Source organism: Vibrio sp. Vb0304 (assembly GCF_033338995.1).
Lineage (GTDB): Bacteria > Pseudomonadota > Gammaproteobacteria > Enterobacterales > Vibrionaceae > Vibrio > Vibrio alginolyticus.
The window spans coordinates 1-22,038 of the sequence record NZ_JAWOTT010000006.1 but is presented as its reverse complement, the minus strand read 5'-3'; the positions used below and the strand labels follow the sequence as shown (position 1 = coordinate 22,038).

At 42.9% G+C, this 22,038-nt stretch carries 20 protein-coding genes and 1 riboswitch; of the genes, 11 read left to right on the top strand and 9 right to left on the bottom strand.

The annotated features are described in order from the left end of the window. Positions 1 to 40: 40 nt before the first annotated feature. The gene (metA, locus tag R7P35_RS10315; RefSeq protein ID WP_005377792.1) at positions 41 to 982 is read right to left on the bottom strand and encodes a homoserine O-acetyltransferase MetA; all 942 of its coding nucleotides are present in this window, start codon (positions 980 to 982) and stop codon (positions 41 to 43) included. Positions 983 to 1,322: 340 nt separating this feature from the next. Between metA and R7P35_RS10310 the strand changes: the two genes are divergently transcribed. The 3 genes from R7P35_RS10310 (at position 1,323) to R7P35_RS10300 (ending at position 3,539) form a co-directional block, all read left to right on the top strand. Then, a complete protein-coding gene (locus tag R7P35_RS10310) occupies positions 1,323 to 1,709 on the top strand; it encodes a hypothetical protein (protein ID WP_053303128.1) in 387 nt (128 codons plus the stop codon). Between the two features lie 123 nt (positions 1,710 to 1,832). Next, positions 1,833 to 2,168, top strand: a complete 336-nt coding sequence (locus tag R7P35_RS10305) for a DMT family transporter (RefSeq protein WP_175413481.1) — start codon at positions 1,833 to 1,835, stop codon at positions 2,166 to 2,168. Between the two features lie 420 nt (positions 2,169 to 2,588). Then, positions 2,589 to 3,539 (top strand): LpxL/LpxP family Kdo(2)-lipid IV(A) lauroyl/palmitoleoyl acyltransferase, encoded by a 951-nt coding sequence (locus R7P35_RS10300; RefSeq protein WP_042522548.1) that lies wholly within the window; start codon positions 2,589 to 2,591, stop codon positions 3,537 to 3,539. A gap of 70 nt (positions 3,540 to 3,609) precedes the next feature. Here the strand turns inward: R7P35_RS10300 and R7P35_RS10295 are convergent, their stop codons facing one another. Next, positions 3,610 to 5,082: a carboxypeptidase M32 gene (locus R7P35_RS10295; protein ID WP_005377788.1), complete on the bottom strand. Its 1,473-nt coding sequence runs from the start codon at positions 5,080 to 5,082 to the stop codon at positions 3,610 to 3,612. A gap of 223 nt (positions 5,083 to 5,305) precedes the next feature. Between R7P35_RS10295 and R7P35_RS10290 the strand changes: the two genes are divergently transcribed. Together R7P35_RS10290 and R7P35_RS10285 are read left to right on the top strand one after the other, a co-directional pair. After that, positions 5,306 to 5,941, top strand: a complete 636-nt coding sequence (locus tag R7P35_RS10290) for a LysE family translocator (RefSeq protein ID WP_017820932.1) — start codon at positions 5,306 to 5,308, stop codon at positions 5,939 to 5,941. Next, on the top strand, positions 5,941 to 6,507 hold the full coding sequence (locus tag R7P35_RS10285; RefSeq protein ID WP_238958866.1) for a threonine transporter RhtB: 567 nt from the start codon (positions 5,941 to 5,943) through the stop codon (positions 6,505 to 6,507). The genes R7P35_RS10290 and R7P35_RS10285 overlap by 1 nt, the downstream gene beginning before the upstream one ends. 118 nt (positions 6,508 to 6,625) lie before the next feature. Here R7P35_RS10285 and R7P35_RS10280 read toward each other — a convergent pair whose 3' ends face one another. Then, a complete protein-coding gene (locus R7P35_RS10280; protein ID WP_005377785.1) occupies positions 6,626 to 8,002 on the bottom strand; it encodes an alanine/glycine:cation symporter family protein in 1,377 nt (458 codons plus the stop codon). Between the two features lie 123 nt (positions 8,003 to 8,125). Beyond that, a riboswitch (glycine riboswitch) is annotated at positions 8,126 to 8,225 on the bottom strand. Positions 8,226 to 8,752: 527 nt separating this feature from the next. On the opposite strand from R7P35_RS10280, the gene R7P35_RS10275 reads away from it, so the two are divergent. Then, positions 8,753 to 8,911 carry a hypothetical protein gene (locus tag R7P35_RS10275; protein ID WP_005377784.1) on the top strand — a complete coding sequence of 53 codons (159 nt, stop codon included), beginning with the start codon at positions 8,753 to 8,755 and terminating at the stop codon, positions 8,909 to 8,911. Positions 8,912 to 8,942: 31 nt separating this feature from the next. Next, entirely contained in the window at positions 8,943 to 9,677 is a 735-nt protein-coding gene (locus R7P35_RS10270) for a chromosome partitioning protein ParA (protein ID WP_054865581.1), read from the top strand. A 90-nt stretch (positions 9,678 to 9,767) separates the two neighbouring features. Here the strand turns inward: R7P35_RS10270 and R7P35_RS10265 are convergent, their stop codons facing one another. From R7P35_RS10265 to proV, 6 genes are all read right to left on the bottom strand, one after another. Continuing rightward, positions 9,768 to 10,151, bottom strand: coding sequence for a hypothetical protein (locus tag R7P35_RS10265; protein ID WP_005377782.1), 384 nt, complete (start codon positions 10,149 to 10,151; stop codon positions 9,768 to 9,770). 99 nt (positions 10,152 to 10,250) lie between these two features. Beyond that, positions 10,251 to 10,616, bottom strand: a complete 366-nt coding sequence (locus R7P35_RS10260; RefSeq protein ID WP_005377781.1) for a VOC family protein — start codon at positions 10,614 to 10,616, stop codon at positions 10,251 to 10,253. Positions 10,617 to 10,762: 146 nt separating this feature from the next. After that, complete coding sequence (locus R7P35_RS10255) at positions 10,763 to 12,712, bottom strand: LTA synthase family protein (protein WP_186584302.1); 1,950 nt, start codon at positions 12,710 to 12,712, stop codon at positions 10,763 to 10,765. A 196-nt stretch (positions 12,713 to 12,908) separates the two neighbouring features. After that, complete coding sequence (gene proX / locus R7P35_RS10250) at positions 12,909 to 13,916, bottom strand: glycine betaine/L-proline ABC transporter substrate-binding protein ProX (RefSeq protein ID WP_005385703.1); 1,008 nt, start codon at positions 13,914 to 13,916, stop codon at positions 12,909 to 12,911. Beyond that, the gene (gene proW, locus R7P35_RS10245; RefSeq protein ID WP_005377778.1) at positions 13,909 to 14,994 is read right to left on the bottom strand and encodes a glycine betaine/L-proline ABC transporter permease ProW; all 1,086 of its coding nucleotides are present in this window, start codon (positions 14,992 to 14,994) and stop codon (positions 13,909 to 13,911) included. The genes proX and proW overlap by 8 nt, the downstream gene beginning before the upstream one ends. 4 nt (positions 14,995 to 14,998) lie before the next feature. Beyond that, complete coding sequence (gene proV, locus R7P35_RS10240) at positions 14,999 to 16,186, bottom strand: glycine betaine/L-proline ABC transporter ATP-binding protein ProV (protein WP_017633996.1); 1,188 nt, start codon at positions 16,184 to 16,186, stop codon at positions 14,999 to 15,001. A gap of 438 nt (positions 16,187 to 16,624) precedes the next feature. Here proV and R7P35_RS10235 point away from each other — a divergent pair, with 438 nt between their 5' ends. The 4 genes from R7P35_RS10235 to ectA all read left to right on the top strand — a co-directional run bounded on the left by R7P35_RS10235 (position 16,625) and on the right by ectA (position 21,951). Continuing rightward, positions 16,625 to 18,505, top strand: coding sequence for a DUF294 nucleotidyltransferase-like domain-containing protein (locus R7P35_RS10235; protein ID WP_005377775.1), 1,881 nt, complete (start codon positions 16,625 to 16,627; stop codon positions 18,503 to 18,505). Next, on the top strand, positions 18,502 to 19,251 hold the full coding sequence (locus tag R7P35_RS10230; protein ID WP_042522538.1) for a 3'-5' exonuclease: 750 nt from the start codon (positions 18,502 to 18,504) through the stop codon (positions 19,249 to 19,251). The genes R7P35_RS10235 and R7P35_RS10230 overlap by 4 nt, the downstream gene beginning before the upstream one ends. Before the next feature lie 192 nt (positions 19,252 to 19,443). Continuing rightward, on the top strand, positions 19,444 to 21,102 hold the full coding sequence (locus R7P35_RS10225; protein ID WP_005377772.1) for a BCCT family transporter: 1,659 nt from the start codon (positions 19,444 to 19,446) through the stop codon (positions 21,100 to 21,102). Positions 21,103 to 21,417: 315 nt separating this feature from the next. Next, positions 21,418 to 21,951 (top strand): diaminobutyrate acetyltransferase, encoded by a 534-nt coding sequence (ectA, locus tag R7P35_RS10220; RefSeq protein ID WP_005393379.1) that lies wholly within the window; start codon positions 21,418 to 21,420, stop codon positions 21,949 to 21,951. Positions 21,952 to 22,038 lie beyond the last annotated feature (87 nt).

Here is a 22,038-nt window from a genome sequence, read left to right as displayed (position 1 = left end):
ATTTCGGTAATGATGAGTGCTTTGTTTGCTTATTTTGAAGCTAATCGTCTTTAGTGAAAGCATCTTCACTGAAGTGATCGAGATCGTACGGTGTTTGCTGATAAACACAGTAGTTCAGCCAGTTTAAAAAGAGGAGGTGTCCATGGCTTCTCCAGCTTGCAATTGGTGGGTTATCTGGGTTGTTGTTTGGGTAATAGTTGACAGGAATAGCGGGCTCCATACCTTCGCTTAAATCTCGGATATATTCATTATGTAAGGTGTGAGAATCATACTCAGGGTGTCCTGTGACAAAGACATTGCGTTTGTCTTTTGTGGTGGCCAAGTACACACCTGCGACATCCGATGTCGCTAAAATGTCTAAGTCAGTATGCTCTTCTAGAAAGTGAGGCGAAAAATCTGCGTAACGCGAGTGAGGAGCCAAAAACGTGTCATCAAATCCGCGTAAGATAGGGTGAAACTGATGATGGATTTGATGATGATACACGCCTGAAAGTTTTTCTTTACGCGTTTTTTTAGGTAGATCGTAGAGTAGCTTTAACCCTGCTTGCGCAGCCCAGCAAACATAAAGAGTGGATGTCACATGATCTTTTGCCCACTCCATGATGGTTTTGAGATGATCCCAATAAATGACATCTTCAAATTGCACCAAACCTAATGGAGCCCCAGTAATGATCATGCCATCGAAGTTTTTATCTCGCACCATTTCAAATTGGCGATAAAACGTGTCTAAATGTTCAGTTGGCGTATTTTTACTCGGGCGGTTATCAATGCGCAGTAATTCGACGTTAACCTGTAGTGGGCTGTTTGAGAGTAGACGCAGAAACTGAGTTTCAGTCTCTATTTTTTTTGGCATCAGATTAAGGATCAGCACTCTTAAAGGACGTATTTCCTGACTCGCTGCACGCGTTTCACTCATCACGAAGATGTTTTCTGTCCTTAATACATCGGTAGCTGGTAATTGATCTGGAATTCTAATTGGCACGACTTTCTCTCCCTAAGTATAGTCAATCTAGACGTCTATACTTCTAAAGCTAACTTAATTAAGTTTAGATGTCGATACGAAATCCGACTTTTCAATCTACTCTTTACATTATGGTAAACCGTACTCGGGGTTGTCACACAATTGTGACTAAAGCAGAGTTTCTGATGAGATAGGTTTGAAACGCAGTGTGTACTATTTGCTGGTAATTATGCGATCACGTTAATATGTGAAGGTGACTTCGTAGTAAGGAAGTCTCAAATTAATGAGCCATACTAAAAACAATCAGCTCACCATTTTGCATTAATGTGCATATTTGGAAACATCGTCAGTGGAGGACATTATGTTCGGTATTTTCAAGAGAAAGACAAAGATTCAGGGCATCGCTCAAGAAGTTCCTTGCGTGCTACTGCATTCGTTTGGTGATAAAGACATTTATACGCCGGAAGAGATTGATCAAGCTCTTCAAAAGCTGGGTTATGATAAGAGCAAGGATATCAGTCATTATCAGTATGCGTATGGAATGTTTGCCGATGAAGCCTCTTACGAGCTCCTAGAACTAACGGATGAGCTAGGTAATTATGGTCATTTCCAACGTGAAGTAGGTAAGATGCTACTCAATACACCTGAGCCGATTGATATGCATATCTACTTTGAAATTTCTCGTCAGCACCAAAACGTCAGCCTTTCACCTGGTCATCAAAAAGTAAGCGAAAGTGATGGTGTGTAAACATCGTTAGTGGTATTCCATCGTGAGATGAGTTGGGTATAATGCGCGGCCTAATTATCCGGACATGTTGTCGGTTACATTTCTGTTGAGCGTTAATGCCTTATGTTCAAAATGCTTGTCTCTATGCCACCAATGTTGGCGCTGTCGATAGCGATTGTATGTGAAGTGATTGCCACTTCTTATATTCCCAAAACAGAGCAATTTACGAAAGTAATGCCGAGCACAGTCGTTTTGATTGGTTACGGCATCGCTTTCTTCTTGCTTTCCGTCACAGTGCAAACAATGCCTGTTGGGGTTGTTTATGCCATATGGAGTGGTGCTGGGATCGTTTTGGTTGCGACGGTTGGTTACTTTGTTTACGGACAGCGTCTAGACTTACCAGCCCTAGTTGGTGTTGGGTTTATCATCGCTGGTGTGTTGATCGTAAATTTATTATCCAAAACAGTAGGGCACGAATAACGCCACTCTACTTGTTAAGTGAATAAGAAGCCGCAGCGAGAAATTGCTGCGGCTTTTTAGTGCAAATTCAATCGCTAATGGCGAGTATTGATATGACGTCTTATTGTTGTATTCATAACGGTCGCATTATGTGATTGAAAAATAGACATTATTTAGCGCATTGAAAATACAAAGTTATGTTTCTTCAAACTTTAGGAAAGGGCAGTAGATAAATCACTCCGATAGATGTTAACGTGGCGACTCATCTTTACTGCTTTTTCATTCCCTACATATTTCTGCAAAGTTCTTATTGTGTAGTGTGTCGAAGAACCATAGAATCCGCGCGCTTTAATTTATGTTATTAGCGTTATCAATGATAAAAGTGCAGTCCATTATCATTGTTTTTATCACTTATAGATGGGCACATCTGACAATACTTACATGAACAAATACAAAAAGCCTGCATTCAAGGCCGAATTTCTTTTGCCTCGTTACTGGGGAACGTTAATTATCATTAGCGTGATGTACTTACTTAGCCTCCTTCCTTTTAAAGTTCAACTAGCTTTGGGACGCAACATTGGTCGTTTAGCTATGCGATTCATGAGAAAACGTCAAGTTACGATCAGACGCAATCTTGAGCTTTGCTTCCCTCATATGGAAAAATGCCAACGCGAAGCAATTCTAAAAGACAACATCGACAATACTGGCATCGCACTTTTTGAGACCGCAATGGCATGGTTTTGGTCAGATAAACGGGTAAACAAACACGTCACGATAAAAGGCATGGAGCATCTAGAGGCTTTAGAGAAGTCAGGCAAAGGTGCATTAATGTTGGCCGTACACTCAATGAATCTAGAGTTAGGTGCTCGAGCTTTTGGCATTAAAAAGTCTGGAACCGGTGTTTATCGCCCAAACAATAATCCGTGCTTTGATTATTTTCAGTATAAGGGACGCTCTCGCTCTAATCGTACACTGATTGATCGTAAAAACGTCAAAGCCATGCTTGAAGCACTTAAAGCGGGTGAGCGGGTTTGGTATGCACCGGACCACGATTATGGTAACCGACGCTCGACATTTGCACCGTTATTTGCCGTTAAAAATGCTTGTACTACGACAGGTACAAGTTTGTTGGTTGATTCTACAGATTGCGCCATTGTGCCTTTTACGATGGTAAGAGGAAAAGACGGACACTATACCCTAACCATTAGTGCGCCCGTCGAAGGTTTCCCGAAAGAGGATCATCAACGCGCCGCCGCATTCGTGAATCAAATAGTTGAAACATCAATCATGGCAAGTCCGAGCCAGTATATGTGGCTTCATCGTCGGTTTAAAACTAGACCAGAGGGTGAGGACTGTTTGTACAAGCCTAGGCTCATCCCTAGCTTGGCATAACACATAGAGAGCCTACAAAAAGCCCAAGGAACATACGAACCTTGGGCTTTTACTTTCTATTCTTTTCGCTTTATAAGTAGCGATCTTTTAGGTGAGCTTGAAAGTGTTTAGCATTCAGTGTTTCACCCGTGGCTTGTTTTACCAACTCATCAGTGGTGAATAAGCTACCTTTACTCCAGATGTTTTCCGAGAGCCAATTGAATATCGGAGCTAAGTCGCCAGAACGAATAACCGCATCTACATCGACGGTTTGTTTCATTGCTGCCATAAATTGTGCAGCGTACATCGCACCGAGCGTGTAGGACGGGAAATAGCCAAAACTTCCGTCTGTCCAATGGATATCTTGCATACAGCCATTTTTGAAGTTTCCTTCGGTTGATAGCCCCAAGTACGCTTTCATCTTTTCGTTCCAGAGTTCTGGTACATCTGTATGTTTGATGACGCCGTTCATGAGATCTCGCTCAATTTCATATCGAAGGATAACGTGAGCAGGATATGTTAGTTCGTCAGCATCTACGCGAATAAAGCCTTTTTCTACGCGAGTGTAAATTTTGGCTAAATTGTCTTTTTCGAATTCACTACCAGAAAAATGGTTAGAAGCCAGTCGAGCGAGGTGATCGATAAACGCGCTGCTTCGTCCTATTTGCATTTCAAAGAAGAGTGATTGTGATTCATGAATACCCATAGAGCGAGCTTCTCCCGCGGGTGTTCCTGATAAATCTTTTGGTAGCCCTTGCTCGTATCGAGCATGGCCAGTTTCGTGGACAATCCCCATCAATGATTGGACAAACTCGTTTTCATTATAACGTGTCGTAATACGCACATCTGTCGGTACACCGCCACAAAATGGGTGGGTACTCTCATCAAGTCGACCGTGTTCAAAATCGAATTGAAGTAGCTTCATGACTTCCAAACCGAGCGCTTTTTGCTTTTCCGCAGGGTAGTGTGCAGTTGGCAATAAGATGTTGTCTGATTGTTGTTTTTCAAGCGCTTCATCGATCAAAGTAGGAAGCCAGGTTTTCACGTCAGCAAAAAGAATGTCTAACGACGCAGACGTTGTGCCAGGTTCATAAACATCGAGCATGGCATCATAAGGAGTCGTGCCATTTGCTTCGGCTCTAATTTGCGCTTCTTCCTGCGATAGCTTTACGACTTCAGCCCAGTTCTTTTCAAAACCAGCCCAGTCATTTTCTCCACGTTGCGTACGCCATGCATGTTCACATTTGGAGCCAGCAAGAGATTGAGCTTGAACTAATGATTCTGGTAGTAAGTTAGCTTGCTGCCACCCACGCTTCATTTCTCTTAGGATAGATTTTTCTTTTGTAGACAGCGTCTCTTCTTCTGCCTGAGCGAAAAGCTCTCCCAAGTGCGGTTGAGTCATTAAAGAATGGATATGTACATCGAGCTCTGCCGTGGCATTCGAGCGTGCTTCAGCGCCACCAGGTGGCATGACCGCCGCTTGATCCCAATCTATGATGGCTGATAGATGCTCAAAATTTGCCACTTTTTTGGAATGTTCAACGAGTTTTGTAAATGCGTTCATGTGACTACTCTTATTCTTTTGTTCTTTCCCTAAACACCCGATAACGGGTCCTTCATATGGTGTTGCACTAAGCAACCTGCGTTAATTTACTAATAATTAACAATTAACTCCAACCCATTGTCCATAAACTCACCCAGTTGTATAGCTCTCTTAAAAAAGAAGCTTGCGAATCTTGTGGATTGGCGGTATTGATGAAGGATTAACAATTAATTATCACGATAATATGGATATTTTGAATTTCGAGGCATTTATTATTGCCATTACGATTTTAACGTTAACGCCAGGTTTAGATACTGCACTTGTTATCCGTAACACTAGCCGCTCGGGCCTAAAAGATGGATGTACAACCAGTCTAGGGATTTGCTTTGGTTTATTCGTACATGCTTTTTTTTCTGCGGTTGGTATCTCGGCGATTCTTGCGCAATCAGCAGAGTTGTTCCAAATCGTAAAAATGATTGGCGCAGCTTATCTTATCTGGCTTGGTTTGAGCAGTTTAAAAGCGCTAATGTCGTCGAAAGATGGATTGACCGTGACCGAGCAGATTCACGAAGTGTTTAATGGTAAGCGCTCTTTTAGAGAGGGCTTTCTTTCTAACGTCTTGAACCCGAAAACGGCGGTCTTCTATTTGGCTTTCTTGCCACAGTTTGTGAATCCAGAAGGTTCACCCTTGCTTCAATCAATGATGATGGCATCTGTACACTTTGCTATTGCGATGGTTTGGCAGTGTGGTTTAGCTGGCGCGCTTAACTCGGCTAAAAATCTACTAAAGAATGCAAGCTTTATGAAGTGGATGGAAGGCGCGACGGGCGCAGTATTAGTCGCACTTGGTGTGAAGTTATTAATTGAAAAACCCGTTTAATGCGTAATATTTATCGATTGTTGATACTACTCGCTGTATTTATTGTGTGGATAGGTGCCGCTGTTGCTTGGCATACGTGGCCACAAGTACAGTTTGCGCAACGCGGCATGATCTGGTCTTGGCACTGGGGCTACTTCGAGCCTTTTGCTAATGGAATACAACAAACGCGAACTCAAGACACTAAACAGTTATTGCTCAGGCGTGTGTATTTGCATGACGCTATTGTCGTTTTTGTTTCGACAACTATGGACAATAAATTTGAGGTCGACGTTGTAAAAGAGCAAACCTGTGAACCTAAAACGACGACTTGGGCTTCGGTCTCTGTCAATCATCAACGTGTCAGGCATGTACCTATGGTGTGCGATGCGTTTGGGCAAGGCTACTTTTATCGCTACATCGGGAAACATCTGGAATCGATTGAGGTTGGTGTCGGCGACTCGTTTGTAACAGAAGCATTTTTAGACTGGCCGCTATCAGAGTTGAAAGCGGATCAATTCAAGCAAAAAAATGCGAAGTTTTTTGAAGAACGTGGAGAAAACGTTGAGCATCAATGGTTGAGAGATTAACCATTTAACCGAAGATAAATAAAGCCCGCTAAATAATAGCGGGCTTTATGTTTTTACCATTTCTAATGTGCTTTGCTCTCCGTTACTGGTAGTTTGTGACCGAACAGCTGTCGTTTCACTAAGCTTTCACTGCTTCAACTTCACCTGATTGCGATGTTGAGCTAAAGAACAGTTTGGTTTCTGCCAGTACGACGTGACGCAGTGCGATCAAACCAATCAGGTTAGGAATTGCCATCAGACCGTTTACGATATCAGCCAGTAGCCAAATCATATCGAGGTGAAGGAATGCACCAGATGCCACCAAGCCAACGAAAATCAGTTTGTATGGAAGCACAGCTTTAGTTCCGAACAGGAACACAACGCAACGCTCACCGTAGTAGTTCCAACCAAGAATGGTGGTAAAAGCGAAGAACATCAAACCGATTGAGACGAGCATAGGGCCAAATGTATCTGCATTTAAACCCACCGCAAAAGCATGAGTCGTCATCGCGGCGCCTGCTAGGTCACTTTGCCATGCACCGGTCAGGATTAAAGCAAGGCCTGTCATGGTACAAATAATGATGGTATCGAAAAAGGTACCCGTCATTGAAATTAGGCCTTGTTTAACACAAGAGTCTGTCTTCGCTGCTGCTGCTGCCATAGGCGCGCTACCCAAACCTGATTCATTTGAGAACACACCGCGAGCGATACCTGATTGGATTGCCAGCATGATGCTTGCACCTAAAAAACCACCAGTCGCTGCTGTTGATGTAAAGGCTGAAACCAGCACTAATTCAACGGCATTGAACAATTGGTCTGCATTCATGATGATCACGCTTAAACACGCCAACACATAAAATACAGCCATGGTAGGAACCACTTTTCCTGCAACGTTAGCAATGGATTTGATGCCACCCAAAGTTACGAAAGCAACCAAAAGAGTTAGTACAAAGGCAGATAGCTCACGGTTAACACCAAGAGATATCTCACTTGCATCCAGAATCGCGTTTACTTGTGGAAACGTACCGATACCAAAACAAGCAACACCCAAAGCAAACACTGCAAACATGATCGCGAGAGCTTTTGAGCCAACACCGTATTGCAAGTAATACATTGGGCCACCAATCATTTGGCCTTTATCATCGACTCTTCGGTACTTAACCGCCAACAAACATTCGGCGTATTTAGTCGCCATTCCGAAAAGGGCAGCGAGCCACATCCAGAATAGAGCGCCTGGTCCACCGAGTTTGATTGCTGTGGCAACACCAACAATGTTACCAGTACCAATTGTTGCTGAGAGCGCAGTACAAAGAGCTGCAAAGCTAGAAACGTCACCTTGAGTATTAGATGACTTATCTTTACTGAATACCATCGCTAGCGCTGTTGGGAGGTGTTTAAACTGGATCAAGCCAAGGCTAAAAGTGAAGTAAACACCTGTACCTACTAGCAAAATAAGCAGCGGTGGACCCCAGACAAAATTATCGATGGTTTGTAGTAAAGATTGTAGGTTGTTCATGATTTCCCCTTAATAAAACAACTAATAAGGAGAAGAGGGAAAGGACGAGATCAACGATCTCTAAAAGAACTAAGCTATTGGTTGTAGGCGGGAAGGCCAAGCCAAAATAGTTAGGTTGTAACTTTCCACTCCTCTGTCCTTTTGCCTGAGAGTTTCACCTTGCGTGAGTGCAAGACTTGCTCCTTCGGCGACCGATTTAACGGTTCTCTCCAGAGGTTCCTCCAACTACAGTCTCCGCTACCTAGGTAGCACCTGAAATAGTTAATTCTTCGGCGAGTTATGCTAATCAAATGTTAAAATTTGATTAATAACCACTCTCCTGCAGTCTTCATCGGAACAATTACTCAATTAAATGAGTAAAGGTTAGTTAATGATGCTGGTCATCATTAACGTGTGAACTCTATCATGTTTTTGGTCCATTTCAACACCCTATGTCAATTTATTTTCAATGAAATAACCTCATCTATTTTCATGAAGGTATGTTTGCCAATCTTTTTGTGCGAGTCACGGCATAAATAAAATTTATTGGGTTAGGGAATGGAACCCAAAAACACTTCAGAACGATAAATGTGTTTCGATCGTTACGACATAAGTTATTCAATTAAGAACACAAAATTGATTAAAATCGGAGCACTTATTTTAAAATCTACGCTAAGTTGACCTTATGGTACGTATAAATGGGTTACAATGAATCTTTGTGAAACAGTCTACGGACCTAGGCAGTTTTTCATGAGTGGACAAGGAGGCGGTATGACCAGATTATTAGCCATTGCGGTGTTGATTGCAGTAGCATTTGTGCTGTTTCGTTATCGAACCAATGAAAAAGTCCAAAAAGCGACCGTTATAACATTAATTGGCGCATTTCTGATTTATACAGCATCAATTATGTTTGCGGAATTGATCCGCTAGCAAAGTAAAAGAGTCCTTGGAGTAGTATACGGTGAGTTCTCAGAACAAAATGGAAGAGCAAGACGACGTAGTTGTCATTGAAGAGCGTGACAAACGTACGCATATCTATATCGCAATCGCTGCGGTGTTAGGCTTGGCATTTGGTGGCCTTGTTGGATCGGTTGTCACTGCGAACAAGTGGGAATCGACTTACCACGTATTAGAAGAAAAGTATCAAGCACTAACGCAAGATAGAACCCAGTTGGCATCTCAAGTAAAAGTGCGGGAAGAGGCGCTCGACCAAGAAATACAAAACCAAGTTAGTGAGTTACTCGCCGCGAAAGATGAAGCTCATCAGAAAGCACTTAAGAAGTTGCAAAAGCAATTGACTGAGGTCGAGAAGGTCAACTTGTCACTAGAGTCTCAATTGAAGCAGCAGGCAGATAAGATCAACACGACGAAGTCAGAAAATGAGAAGTTGAGTCGTCAAGCGGATATGCAAGCGACTATGTTTGAGCGGTCCCGCGAAGTATTCCAGAAAGAGCTAAAAATTTCGCAAGAATTAGAGTCTCTCGAGAAAGAACGGTCAAAATTATTACCTAAGATTGAGAAACTCAAGAAAGAGTGTGACGTATTTTTAGAAGGCAAATCTTGGGACGTGAAGTCGGACGCGTGTGATAAACATGATGAAGCTAATTCACGACTAAGTCAGGTCGATCAAATGATTGAAGTCTATAAAATGGACCTCAAACAAATCAAAGCAATAACGGAAGATATCGGCCTTTAAGTCTTTTGTATCCGATTTTTGAAAAGCAAAAGGAGCTCTTTAAGAGCTCCTTTTTCGTTGTTAGCTATGACTTTTAGCCTATCGCGTATATTAGATTCGTGAGGCGTCATAGCCTGAGGCGAGCAGGAGTTCTCGTTCGTGTTTAATCAGCTGAGCTCGATCTTCAATTAGTTCATTGAGTGCTTGAGATGGCTTACCTGCTAATGCTTTGAACGAAGCAAAAGATTCCGCGGTGTCGATTTTATCAATCATCTGACTGATGACATTACGAGCCTCACACGGGTTACTAGTCGTTGTAAAGTATTCTACTTGCTTTGCTGCCGATTTCATCTCAGTTAATAGCTCAAGCGGGCTACTTTCTTTGGCTACTGCCATGTAGTTATCCAGCACGCGCTTTGCATAAAGCAGTTCTTTGAGGGGGATATCTCTTCCGCTCTCGATTAGGGATTCGCTAAGGATCATACTTGAGCTCATGGGCATTCCTTCTTATTACTACGCCGCTTTTGATGTTTCCTTGAGTCTAATTTATTGAAGTCACATTGGGAATGGGTAAAAAGCATTTTTAACGCATTTTTATTCATTTATGAAAACACGAATGCGATGCTTATCTGGATCGATAGCCATAAAATTTAACCCATACACTGATGTCGCTGGTGGTTGAACAAACTCAACACCTAGGTCTTTCCAGCGCTTGTAAATGCGCTCTAGCATATGACTATTGGGCACTGATAAAGACAACTCGGTACCACCACCTCGAATGCCGCTGTAGGGTGAAAGATTATCTCTTTGCTTGAGTGTCAACGTTAAGCCTTCGGTCAGTGGAATAGCGGCGAAGGTTGGAGACAACTGCGTGACTTTGCGTTCGAACAGTTTCGAATAAAAAACTTGGCTTATGTGGATGTCCTCAACGTAGAGAACGAATGAATTGATAGTCAGCATGGTTTGTTCCTTAATCAATTAGAAATAGTAGGGGCAATCTAACGGAAAGGAACGACAGGAGTTGTCAGTAGCACATTCTCGAAGGTAAGTGAAAGAATAAGAAAAAGGAGCCGTTTAGCTCCTTTTTATCAGCGGAATCATTGGTATTAATGAGTGTGTTTGGAAGAATACCAGTTGTTTTGATAAGCTTTAGATGCAAATAATGCGTTTGCTTTTGCACGCTCGACAATAGACTCGTCCACCTCTAGCGGCTCCATGGTTTGGCCGTTAAAGTCGTACGCCAGGGTCGATACCTTTTCACCAGGTGAAAGCACAACGAGATTGTCGCGCGTTAAATAACCAAAGTTTTTGTCGTATTGCATCATTGCGCGCTCATCTTCGCGAGCTAGTGGCTTCGTTAAATCACGACCAATCATCGGTGTTTTAGCATCTACCCCAATTAGAGATAACAGTGTAGGCGGCATGTCGATGTTGTTTGCTATGCGGTCATCTTTACGTGGTTGAATGCCTTTACCAAGGATCAATGCTGGAATGTGAAAGTGCTTAACCGGAACAAGGTTAGCGCCAGAAACACGTGCATCATGATCTGCAATTACAATGAAAATGGTATCATCCCAATAAGATGACTTTTTCGCCTTTTCAAAGAAAGTGCCCAAAGCGTAATCGGAATATTTTACGGCGTTGTTACGCGTCATATGTTCTGAATCGTATGGCTCAATTTTGCCTTTTGGATACTCATAAGGGCTATGATTACTTGACGTAAAAACTAAGCTAAAAAAAGGTTTGTCGCTTTTTGAAAGGCGTTCAAACTCTTCGTTTGCTTTGTTATATAGATCTTCATCACTAACACCCCAAGAGCCAACAAAGCTTGGGTTGTTATAATCGTCTTCTTCTACTATTTGATCAAAACCGTTACCAAAGAAGAAAGTTTTCATGTTGTCAAAGTTGGCTTCACCGCCGTAAATAAATTGCGTGTGATAGCCTTGAGCTTTCAGTAAGTCCGCGATGGTAAAGAAACCCGTTTGGCTTTTACTCAGCTTCACTACCGCGCGAGACGGAGATGGAGGAAAGCCCGTGGTTACAGCTTCAATTCCACGAACAGAACGAGTACCAGTGGCGTACATTTGTGTGAACTGCCAACCTTCCTTCATGAGTTCATCAAGGTTTGGTGTTAGAGGCAAACCACCCAAAGCACCGACAAATTGGGCGCCTAAGCTTTCTTGTAGCAAAATCACTAAGTTTTTATGTTTACCTTGGTAAGTCGCGGGGTTACTGTTCATGGTTGGGAGTAATGAAGGGTTGAAGTCGGATTTTGTTGATGAAGTGCGAACTAATTCCAACATCTTTTGAGTGTCCATTTTTCCGTAGAACTGCTCCGCACTCTTTTCTGACTTCATGCTATTAACCGCAAACAACAATGAGTAAGATGAGTTCAGTGCTAAGTCGTTAAGCAGTGGATCGTTAGAAAAGGCGACCATAGCAGGATTTAGCGGGCGGTGCCCTAAAGATGAGCGAGCACCTGCAACCCCAAAAAGAACAACGAAAAGTGCCAATAGTGGTCGCCATTTCCAGTTGACCTGCTGCGCCTTATCGGTCAGTTTCTTACTCCACTTCCAACCTAAAGTGATGGTTAAAACTGTACCTAACGCACCAATAAACAGTTCTAATTTGTAGCCAATCCAGAGCATACTCAAGACTTCTTTTGGGTAGATTAAATATTCCACAAACAGGCGGTTTGGACGTAGGTCGTATTCCTGAATGAATGGCGCTGTTGCTAGCTCCATGTATACAAGCACCCAAAGCCCTAAAACCATCCATATGCGTAATATTCGCTTCCAACACTCTCCCATCTTACCGGTTAATGGCATGAAGGTTGAAACCAGTGCTGGAAGAATAAATAACCAGCAAAGCGTTGCAATATCTACGCGCAAACCTTGACCTAGGATGTAAATTAAGTCGTTTAGAGAGTCAATACGGTCAATCTTCCAAAAGGCTAGCAAAACTCTTGAGATAGACAGAAATAGAAGCGAAAACAAAGAAAAGGCAGCAATTGGCTGCAAAGGCCCCCACACAGAGCTCTTTGATAAGTTTTTCATATTTATTCGAATAGTTTAATTGTTATGTTGTGTTGTTTTTAGCAAAGCAAGCGTGAAATAAACGTGAATTATAATGTGGGTTTATGGTCGAGTAGTGTAAGTGTTGGTATGTCTATGTAAGGGGGAGGGGCGTTTGTGTAAAAAAAAAGAGCCAGTTGATAACACCAACTGGCTCTAGAGGTTGATAAAGGCATGATTACATTGCGGCTTTCTTCGCTTCTTCGACCCATGCGTCGAACTTTTTCTGGTTCGCTTTGATCCAGCCATTTACATGAGACTCGATGTCCGCTGAGCTGTTCTTACCTTGGCTCATCATCATATTCTGAGCACTAACATCATTGATATTTAGTTTGATGATTTCAAACAGCTTTGCAGCAGCAGGGTTGTTTTCTGTAAACTCTTTATTAGCAACGATGCGCATAGAGTTCATCTCGAAGCCGTAGTTCTTACCGTTCTCTAGTGTCGTATCAATGTCCTTACGCTCACCAGGAAGTGAAGAGAATGGCACTTCTAACCACACAACATCTTTCCCTGGAACTAAAACGCCACTTACCCAGTACGGTGTCCAAGTGTAGTAAAGAATCGGATCGCCTTTTTTGTAACGTGAGATTGTATCAGCGATAATCGCCGCGTAGTTACCTTGGTTGTGTGTTACTGTGTCACGAAGTTTGAAAGCATCCAACTGATGTTCAACAACCATTTCACAACCCCAACCTGGGTTGCAGCCAGTTAAGTCCGCTTTGCCATCGCCGTTTGCATCGAATAGCTTCGCCAATTTTGGATCTTTTAACTGACCAATGTTCGTGATGTTATATTTTTCCGCGGTTTTCTTATCGATCAAATAACCTTGCGCAGCACCACTTACGTATTGGCCTTTACGGAAGAACTTATCATCACCGCCAGACATCGTGTACTTATCGGCGTGAAGAGGGAACCAACCAACCGCTAAGAAAGTAGCATCACCTTTAGCAATAGAGGTGTAGCCTACGTTGTAGTCCACTTCTTTGGTCGGTTTAACATCGTAACCAAGCTCTTCAAGTGCGCGGTTTACGATCAACGTTTGAAATGTTTCTTCTGCAACGGTTGATTGAACAGGCTGAACAGTGACACCTTCACCCGGTAGTTCACTTGCCACACCATAAGTTGAAAATGCGATAGTACTTAGAGCTCCAACAGAGAGCGCTTTCTTCCATGAATTATTCATTGATGTTTCTCCTAAGTTTTAGATCGTCTTGGTTCGTCTTTGTTTTCAGTTTTAATAGGTATGAAACAGGACCTGTGTGATACCAGCGAAGTTTAGTGTTGCCCGCATTAACCCCTAACACCTGGGTGATACGGTCTAACAAAATCGCAAGAATAACGATGCCTAAGCCACCAACGGCAGCAAGACCCATATCAAGTCGGCCAATACCACGAAGTACCATTTGGCCTAAGCCGCCAACAGCAATCATTGAAGCAATCACTACCATAGAAAGTGACAGCATTAAGGTTTGGTTTACACCTGCCATGATGGTTGGTAACGCCAACGGTAACTGGATGCGATAAAGCATCTGTTTTTTGTTTGCCCCGAAAGAGTGGCCAGCTTCGATAAGCTCTTCAGGTACTTGCTGAATACCCAAAATAGTCAGGCGCACAACGGGAGGCAGGGCGAAAATGATCGTTACTACTACGCCAGGAACGTTACCAATACCAAACAACATAACAATTGGCACAAGGTAAACGAACGCGGGAGTCGTTTGCATTGCATCTAATATTGGCCTAACAAATTTGGCAGCGGTTTGGCTCCTTGCCAACCATATCCCCATTGGTAGCCCTATAAGCAAACAGAAGAAAACGGCGGTTAACACCAGTGCTAGCGTTGTCATCGCTTGTGACCACGCACCAATTAGGCCGATGAAAACAAGGGATACAAGAGTAGAAAAACCAAGTTTTACATTGGAAAACTGCCACGCTAGCAAAAATAAAATGAGTACCATTATAGGCGCAGGTGTAGACACCAAAGCAGTTTCAAACGACGTTAGAATAAAGTCGATTGGAACTCGTATTGCTTGGAAAACAGGTCGACCATGTTCCACCAGCCAGTTCAAACCGGACTCTACCCAGCTATCGAGGGGTAAAACCGCATCTTGGAATGGGTTCATAATATCGAATGGTGCTTGCTCTACAGTTTCTGAGTTGAGCCAATCATTACTTGGCGCGGCCTCTGTACCTTGCGACCAAGGATCATCTTGCGCAGGAGCAGTATTTGACCAGGGATCATTGTTAGTTTGCTCTGAAGACATCGTGTTAATCCTTATCTAGTGTTTGTAGAAGACGTGATTTAGTCACGACACCAAAGTAAGTTCCTTGCTCATCTACGACAGGCACGGCATAAGGAACACCAGCAACCAGACCCAAAATGTCATTAATTGACTGATCAGGCTGAAGAGTAACTTCATCCGGTAATTGAGCACTGGCTAACGAACGGTTTTCTTTATGAGCCAAACGTAGTGAATCAAGAGATACGATGCCGGAATATCGGCTAGATTTATCGACGACAATACCGTAATCACGGTCGTGATCCATCAGAATCTGCATCGCAGAGCCTGGACCGTCATTTTCCGATTTCTTAAAAACAGCCGCTGGCTTCTTGCGCGCGATATCTTTTGCTGTCAAGACACTTGCGATGTTTACGCCGCGGAAAAAGGCTTCGACATAATCATTTGCTGGACTGTGTAATATTTCATCAGGTGTACCAACCTGAACAACCTCACCGTTTTGCATGATGGCGATACGGTCGCCAATGCGCATTGCTTCATCCAAATCATGAGAAATGAAGACAATTGTGCGTTTGTCATCGTTCTGTAGACGAATAAGCTCATCTTGCATCTCAGAACGGATCAATGGGTCTAAAGCGGAAAACGCCTCGTCCATTAATAGGATGTCTGGATCACAAGCTAACGCTCTCGCTAAACCAACGCGCTGTTTCATACCACCGGATAATTCGTCAGGGAAAGATTCTGCATAAGGGTCTAAACCCACTCTTTCTAAGGCGGAAAGGGCACTTTTCTGACGCTCATTAACGTCGATGCCGGCAAGTTCTAAACCAAAGGCGGCATTTTCAATCACCGTCATGTGTGGCATGAGTGCGAAACTTTGAAACACCATTGAGATATTGTTACGACGAACTTCTCGAAGTTCATTTTCGGAGATGTGGGCGATATCTCTTCCTTTGAGATAAACACTACCTTTAGTCGGCTCAATGAGCCGGTTAAGAAGTCGAACAAGGGTGGATTTCCCGGAGCCAGAAAGGCCCATGATTACGAAAATTTCCCCTTCATTTATGGTGAGAGATACATCGTTTACGCCGACTGTTAAACCTGTCTGTTCAAAAATACCGTCTTTATCGACGCCTTTGTCGATAAGCGAGAAGGCTCTCTCTGGGTCTTCTCCAAACACTTTATACAGTCCCTTAACTTCCAGTATGGGATCCATGTTATCTGTCCTTTTTCGTGTGTTTATAACTGTTTAACGATTTGTACTCTAATTAATTTTAGTTCAACTTTCAACGAAAGGGGGTTGGTTAACTAGTTCTGCCGTGCATAGAGAGTTCGTTGAGCAAGGTATGTTCAATTCTTGTTTTTTATATTTAAAACAATTGCTTGTGATGTGTTTTTATCCGCCATAACGTTGCCCTGACGTAGGGTTGAATTTATTTTGAATTTTTTTGTACATTTCAACTCAACTCGCTTGCATAGATATAAGCTGTGATAGCTTAGAACTCTACATATAAAAAGGTTAGAGCTCTAATTTTTGATTAAGACTTGGTCCTGTGAAATCGGTTAGGTACTGTTATCCTTAGATTTATTTATTGCTTGATTTCACTCAGGGTGATATTTATCGCTGTAGTTTAGGCAACGTATGGAATAAAAAATGGAAGCCGAACAGTTAGAAGTGCTCAATTTCATTAGCCAGTACCCACCTTTTGATGACCTACCTGAAGAGCAGCTTAGAAAAATTGCTCTCAATGCCGAGGTTGCATACTTTCGGCAAGGAACAAAAATCCTTAACTTCGGAGATACGATCCGCGACTTGTATATGGTGAGAAGTGGGGCGGTAGAGATTTATCGGCGTAAAGGTGAACTTTACAACAGGATTGATGCTGGTGGACTGTTTGGTCAGATGGGGTTGTTGATGAACAACCGCGTACGGATGCCAGCCAAAGCGATAGAAGACACTCTCGTTTACTGTATTCCGGAAAACATCTTCAATGAACTTTGTGATGAGTTTGAAAACTTTGCGGACTACATGGAACTGGAAGATAGCGCGCGTTTGCGAAGCGCAATATCTAGCCGCTCCGAAAGCAATGACTTTACCACCGCTAAGGCACGTAAAATCTTAGCAAGAGATCCAGTAACCCTGGAGGCAACGGCTTCAATTCAGGAAGCTGCGATACTAATGGCAGAGGAAAATGTCACCTCTCTGCTCATTATTCGCCCGACAGAGGAGCTCACAGAAGAAGATGACGAACAGCTGCTTGGAATATTGACTGATCGCGATCTTTGCATTCGCGTACTAGCTCAGGGTATTGATACCAATATTCCAGTGAGTGAGGTCATGAGTTATGACGTGGTTTCATTGGATTATAACGCCTATGTGTTTGAGGCCATGTTAACCATGTTGCGTTACAACGTGCATCATTTACCAATTTTAAAAGATAAAAAGCCGATAGGAATTATTGGCATGACGGACATCGTTCGTTACGAATCTCAGAACAGCCTATTGCTAGTGAGCTCTATTTTTCAGCAAACCAGTGTCGAGGATCTCAAGCAGGTTTCTGAACAAGTAAAAGACTGTTTCGTAAGAATGGTCAATGAAGATGCCAACGCGCACATGATTGGTCGAGCCATGTCGGTTATAGGCAGTAGTTTCAAACAACGCCTCGCTGAATTAGCTGAGCAAGAGTTCGGCCCAGCGCCCATTCCTTATTGTTTAGTCGCAATGGGTTCAATGGCGAGGGATGAGCAGCTAATTGTAACGGATCAAGATAACGCGCTTATTCTCGATAACAGTTATGACGTTGAGATTCACGGAGAGTACTTTGAAAAGTTTGCTAAATTTGTTTGTGATGGTTTAGCGGCATGCGGCTATGCTTATTGTACTGGAGACATTATGGCTACCAACCCAGAATGGCGAAAAACTCGTGCAGAATGGGAAGAATGCTTTGGAAACTGGATAGACAATCCAACCCCTGAGAGATTGTTAAATAGTAATATCTTTTTTGATCTCCTCGGTGTGCATGGGCGAGTGAAGTGGGCGGAGCAATTAAGCAGCTTTATTGTGAGACGAGCGAAAAGAAATAACCGCTTTCTTGCTTGTATGGCGTATAACGCAATACGTAGGACGCCTCCACTGGGCTTTTTCAAAGACTTTGTGATGGAGAAAGATGGTCGTCATCGCAACTCGATTAACTTGAAGCGAAGGGGGACGGCTCCGTTGGCCGATTTAATACGGGTGCATTCTCTGGCAATCGGTTCGCGATCGCAAAACTCTTTCGACCGTTTAGATGACATTAATGATGCTGGCATTTTACCGAAAGGTCGAGGTTTGGATTTAAGGGATGCGATGGAGCTAATCTACATGGTTCGAATTCGTCACCAAGCCCTTGATATAGAAAATGGAGAAGAGCCAGACAACAATATTGAGCCGGAGAACATGTCTGAATTTGAACGTCGAAACTTAAAAGCAGCATTTCAAATTCTAAGTAACGCACAGAACTTCATTAAGTTTCGATACCAGAGAAGTAGCAAATGATGTGGTTCTCAAAAAAGGCAGAAAAAGAACATCCGTTGTTGGATACATCCCAGACGCCAGAGTGGTCAATGTTGTTCAAGCAACTCGCTAAAGAAGCGAAAGACGAGAGGCTCAAACGCTATTATTCGACACCGATGGTTAATGGGGAAACACCAATTGAACAAGTGCCATTTGTCTCGGTAGACTTTGAGACAACAGGATTGAACTCGGAAGAGGATGTCATTCTCACGATCGGACTTGTGCCGTTCACTATTGATCGTGTTCAATGTAATGGTTCTGCTCATTGGGTCGTTAACCCAAACAGAGAGTTAAACCACGAGTCTGTCATTATTCACGGTATCACTGACTCTGAGGTTAAAAACGCGCCGCAGCTGTCTCAGATCTTGGGTGAAATATTGGATGCGTTGTCAGGCAAAGTGGTACTTGTTCACTACAAGAACATTGAAAGGCAGTTCTTTAATAACGCCTTGCTAAATAGCATCGGAGAGGGGATACAGTTTCCTGTTGTTGATACGTTAGATATTGAGTATGCGATACAACGCCGTGAATGCAGAGGTTTTATCAATAAGTTGAAAGGCAAGAAACCCGGTTCTGTACGATTAGGGTACGCTCGTGAAAGATATGGCCTCCCTGCTTATCAACCTCACCATGCCCTGACGGATGCGTTAGCAACTGCGGAGCTGTTTCAAGCACAACTGCAGTATCACTTTAATCGAAACATGCCAATATCTTCGGTTTGGCAATAGGCGTTATTTATGGTGAAAACAATAAAATGCAATGAGAGATAGGGGGCTTTAAGATTATGATGGCGGATTGAGTAACCGCTTATAAGAACAATGTTTTATGAACATGTGCTTGGTAGTGATGAAGACGTTTCATTACTCGAACTCCGACGAAAGTAATTTAAACTTGGTCACGTATTTTTAAGGAGATTATCCGTGAGCACCGATAATAACGGTGGCATTCAACGCCCCGATGGAAAAGTAAACGCAATAGATACTGACTATCAAATTGGTCAGGATAACGTTGCGCTAAAGGTAGGCCCATTTGGCCTTGATATTCACAACCGTGTTTTTGCAATTTCTGGCTTAGCAATCGTCATGTTTGTTGTGATAACACTATTATTCCGAGAACAGGTAGAGCCGTTTTTTGCAGACCTACGAGCGGGTTTGTTACACAATTTAGACTGGTTTTTTCTCGCTTCAGGTAATATTTTTGTCATTGTCTGTGTCGGATTGATCTTCACACCATTGGGCCGTGTGCGAATCGGTGGTACTGAAGCAACACCGGATTACTCCTATGCCGGATGGTTGGCAATGCTATTTGCTGCAGGTATGGGCATTGGTCTCGTATTCTTCGGGGTATCAGAACCGATGTCCCATTTTAGTTCTGCGATTGGTGGCGTGAGCGTTGAGAATGGTGTACGTACTGACTGGGCACCGCTAGGTGGTGCAGAGGGCGATGCAACTGCAGCTTCGGCATTAGGGATGGCTGCGACGATTTACCACTGGGCACTTCATCCGTGGTCAATATACGCGCTCTTGGCTCTTGGACTGGCTATCTTTTCATTTAACAAAGGTTTGCCACTCACTATGCGCTCAATTTTTTACCCTTTGTTTGGTGAGCGTGTATGGGGTTGGACTGGTCATATTATCGATATTCTTGCAGTGGTAGCGACGGTTTTTGGTTTAGCAACATCGCTAGGCTACGGTGCATCTCAAGCCGCAACGGGTTTGAACTTCCTGTTTGATGTCCCAATGACCAATACCACGCAGGTCATATTGATTATTGGTATTACTGCGCTCGCTTTAATCTCTGTTGTGGCTGGACTCGATAAGGGCGTGAAAATCTTATCTGAAATCAATATGGGTCTTGCAGCACTGCTATTGCTATTTGTTATTGTTGTTGGCCCGACGATTGCGATTTTAACTGGTTTCTTCGAGAACATCGTTTCCTATGTGGCTAATATCCCTGCCTTATCTATGCCATTTGGACGAGAGGATGTGAATTACTCTCAAGGCTGGACGGCGTTTTACTGGGCGTGGTGGATTTCTTGGTCACCATTTGTGGGTATGTTCATCGCACGTGTGTCTCGCGGTCGTTCGGTTCGTGAGTTTATTATTTGCGTTATTCTTATCCCATCTTCAGTTTGTGTGTTATGGATGACGGCTTTTGGCGGTAACGCAATTAGCCAATACGTTAATGATGGCTATGAGGCGGTGTTTAACGCAGAACTCCCTTTAAAACTTTTTGCCATGTTAGATGTTATGCCATTGGCTGAGATAACATCTTTTGTCGGCATTATCTTAGTCGTGGTGTTCTTCATTACCTCTTCTGACTCAGGATCACTGGTTATTGATACTATTGCTGCGGGCGGTAAGGTCGATGCACCAACGCCACAACGCGTGTTCTGGTGTACGTTTGAAGGTTTGGTTGCGATTGCATTGATGTTGGGTGGTGGTCTAGCTGCTGCTCAAGCAATGGCGGTGACGACTGGTTTACCATTTACTATTGTTTTGCTTGTTGCAACGGTATCTTTGATAAAAGGTTTGATGGATGAACCTCGTCCAAAGGCGGTTTCTAAGAAATCAAAATAACTAGTATCAGCAGTTAAATTATTGATAAAAGCGGTATGCGAAAGCATGCCGCTTTTTTTTTGGATTTCTATTTTTTTCTGAGAAATGAACAGCATGGAAAATGGTCTTATTCTGGTTGTTTTTTGTACTGCGCATTTAGGTGACTATTTAATAAATTAGACCTCAAACTATTTTAACTTTTGGTTAATAGGTTTATTTTTGTGATACAAATCACAAAAATGCCGATAAAAAGGCGGATTATTTGATTTTTAGTCGCGAGGGATGCCCATAATAAAAAGGAAATTTAATTAGACCTCAAAGGATATGTATTTTCACATGATCACATCAGCACCTTGGGTCCTTTATCCAGAGATTGGAGAAGACTCAAGTAAAAAATGGATTTTTCGTGAGCCTAAAATCTCTGATGGTGACGACATTTACAGCTTGATTGCAGACTGTCCTCCATTGGACATGAACTCATCTTATTGCAATTTCCTACAGTCTACGCATTTCAGCAAAACCAGTATTTTGGTTGAGCAAAAAGGCGAAATCGCAGGTTTCATTTCCGGTTATCAGAAACCAGACGAGCAAGACGTTTTATTTGTCTGGCAAGTTGCAGTCTCACCTCGCTTTAGAGGTCATGGTTTAGCATTCCGCATGTTGAAAGAACTTCTCACCCGAGAGGAATTAGGCGGTGTTAAATCGGTAGAAACTACCATCACGGAAGATAATAAAGCCTCTTGGGCACTGTTCAAAAAGTTAGATGCGATGAACGGCAATTCTGGCCAAGTAAGCACATTTTTGGATGAAGAAGCCCACTTTAAAGGCAAACACGATACAGAATATTTGTATCGCATTCCTCTCAAATAATCCTCAAACAATAGGAATTAAAAACGGTCTCATCATGGATATTTTCAAAAAGCAGGAATCCAACGTACGCTCATATTCAAACAATTT

Bases quoted from the DNA above. Each gene is read 5' to 3' on its own strand.
- R7P35_RS10310 (WP_053303128.1), top strand. From the start codon at position 1,323: ATGTTCGGTATTTTCAAGAGAAAGACAAAGATTCAGGGCATCGCTCAA.
- R7P35_RS10305 (WP_175413481.1), top strand. From the start codon at position 1,833: ATGCCACCAATGTTGGCGCTGTCGATAGCGATTGTATGTGAAGTGATT.
- R7P35_RS10300 (WP_042522548.1), top strand. From the start codon at position 2,589: ATGAACAAATACAAAAAGCCTGCATTCAAGGCCGAATTTCTTTTGCCT.
- R7P35_RS10295 (WP_005377788.1), bottom strand. From the start codon at position 5,082: ATGAACGCATTTACAAAACTCGTTGAACATTCCAAAAAAGTGGCAAAT.
- R7P35_RS10290 (WP_017820932.1), top strand. From the start codon at position 5,306: ATGGATATTTTGAATTTCGAGGCATTTATTATTGCCATTACGATTTTA.
- R7P35_RS10285 (WP_238958866.1), top strand. From the start codon at position 5,941: ATGCGTAATATTTATCGATTGTTGATACTACTCGCTGTATTTATTGTG.
- R7P35_RS10280 (WP_005377785.1), bottom strand. From the start codon at position 8,002: ATGAACAACCTACAATCTTTACTACAAACCATCGATAATTTTGTCTGG.
- R7P35_RS10275 (WP_005377784.1), top strand. From the start codon at position 8,753: ATGACCAGATTATTAGCCATTGCGGTGTTGATTGCAGTAGCATTTGTG.
- R7P35_RS10265 (WP_005377782.1), bottom strand. From the start codon at position 10,151: ATGAGCTCAAGTATGATCCTTAGCGAATCCCTAATCGAGAGCGGAAGA.
- R7P35_RS10260 (WP_005377781.1), bottom strand. From the start codon at position 10,616: ATGCTGACTATCAATTCATTCGTTCTCTACGTTGAGGACATCCACATA.
- R7P35_RS10255 (WP_186584302.1), bottom strand. From the start codon at position 12,712: ATGAAAAACTTATCAAAGAGCTCTGTGTGGGGGCCTTTGCAGCCAATT.
- proX (WP_005385703.1), bottom strand. From the start codon at position 13,916: ATGAATAATTCATGGAAGAAAGCGCTCTCTGTTGGAGCTCTAAGTACT.
- proW (WP_005377778.1), bottom strand. From the start codon at position 14,994: ATGTCTTCAGAGCAAACTAACAATGATCCCTGGTCAAATACTGCTCCT.
- proV (WP_017633996.1), bottom strand. From the start codon at position 16,186: ATGGATCCCATACTGGAAGTTAAGGGACTGTATAAAGTGTTTGGAGAA.
- R7P35_RS10235 (WP_005377775.1), top strand. From the start codon at position 16,625: ATGGAAGCCGAACAGTTAGAAGTGCTCAATTTCATTAGCCAGTACCCA.
- R7P35_RS10230 (WP_042522538.1), top strand. From the start codon at position 18,502: ATGATGTGGTTCTCAAAAAAGGCAGAAAAAGAACATCCGTTGTTGGAT.
- ectA (WP_005393379.1), top strand. From the start codon at position 21,418: ATGATCACATCAGCACCTTGGGTCCTTTATCCAGAGATTGGAGAAGAC.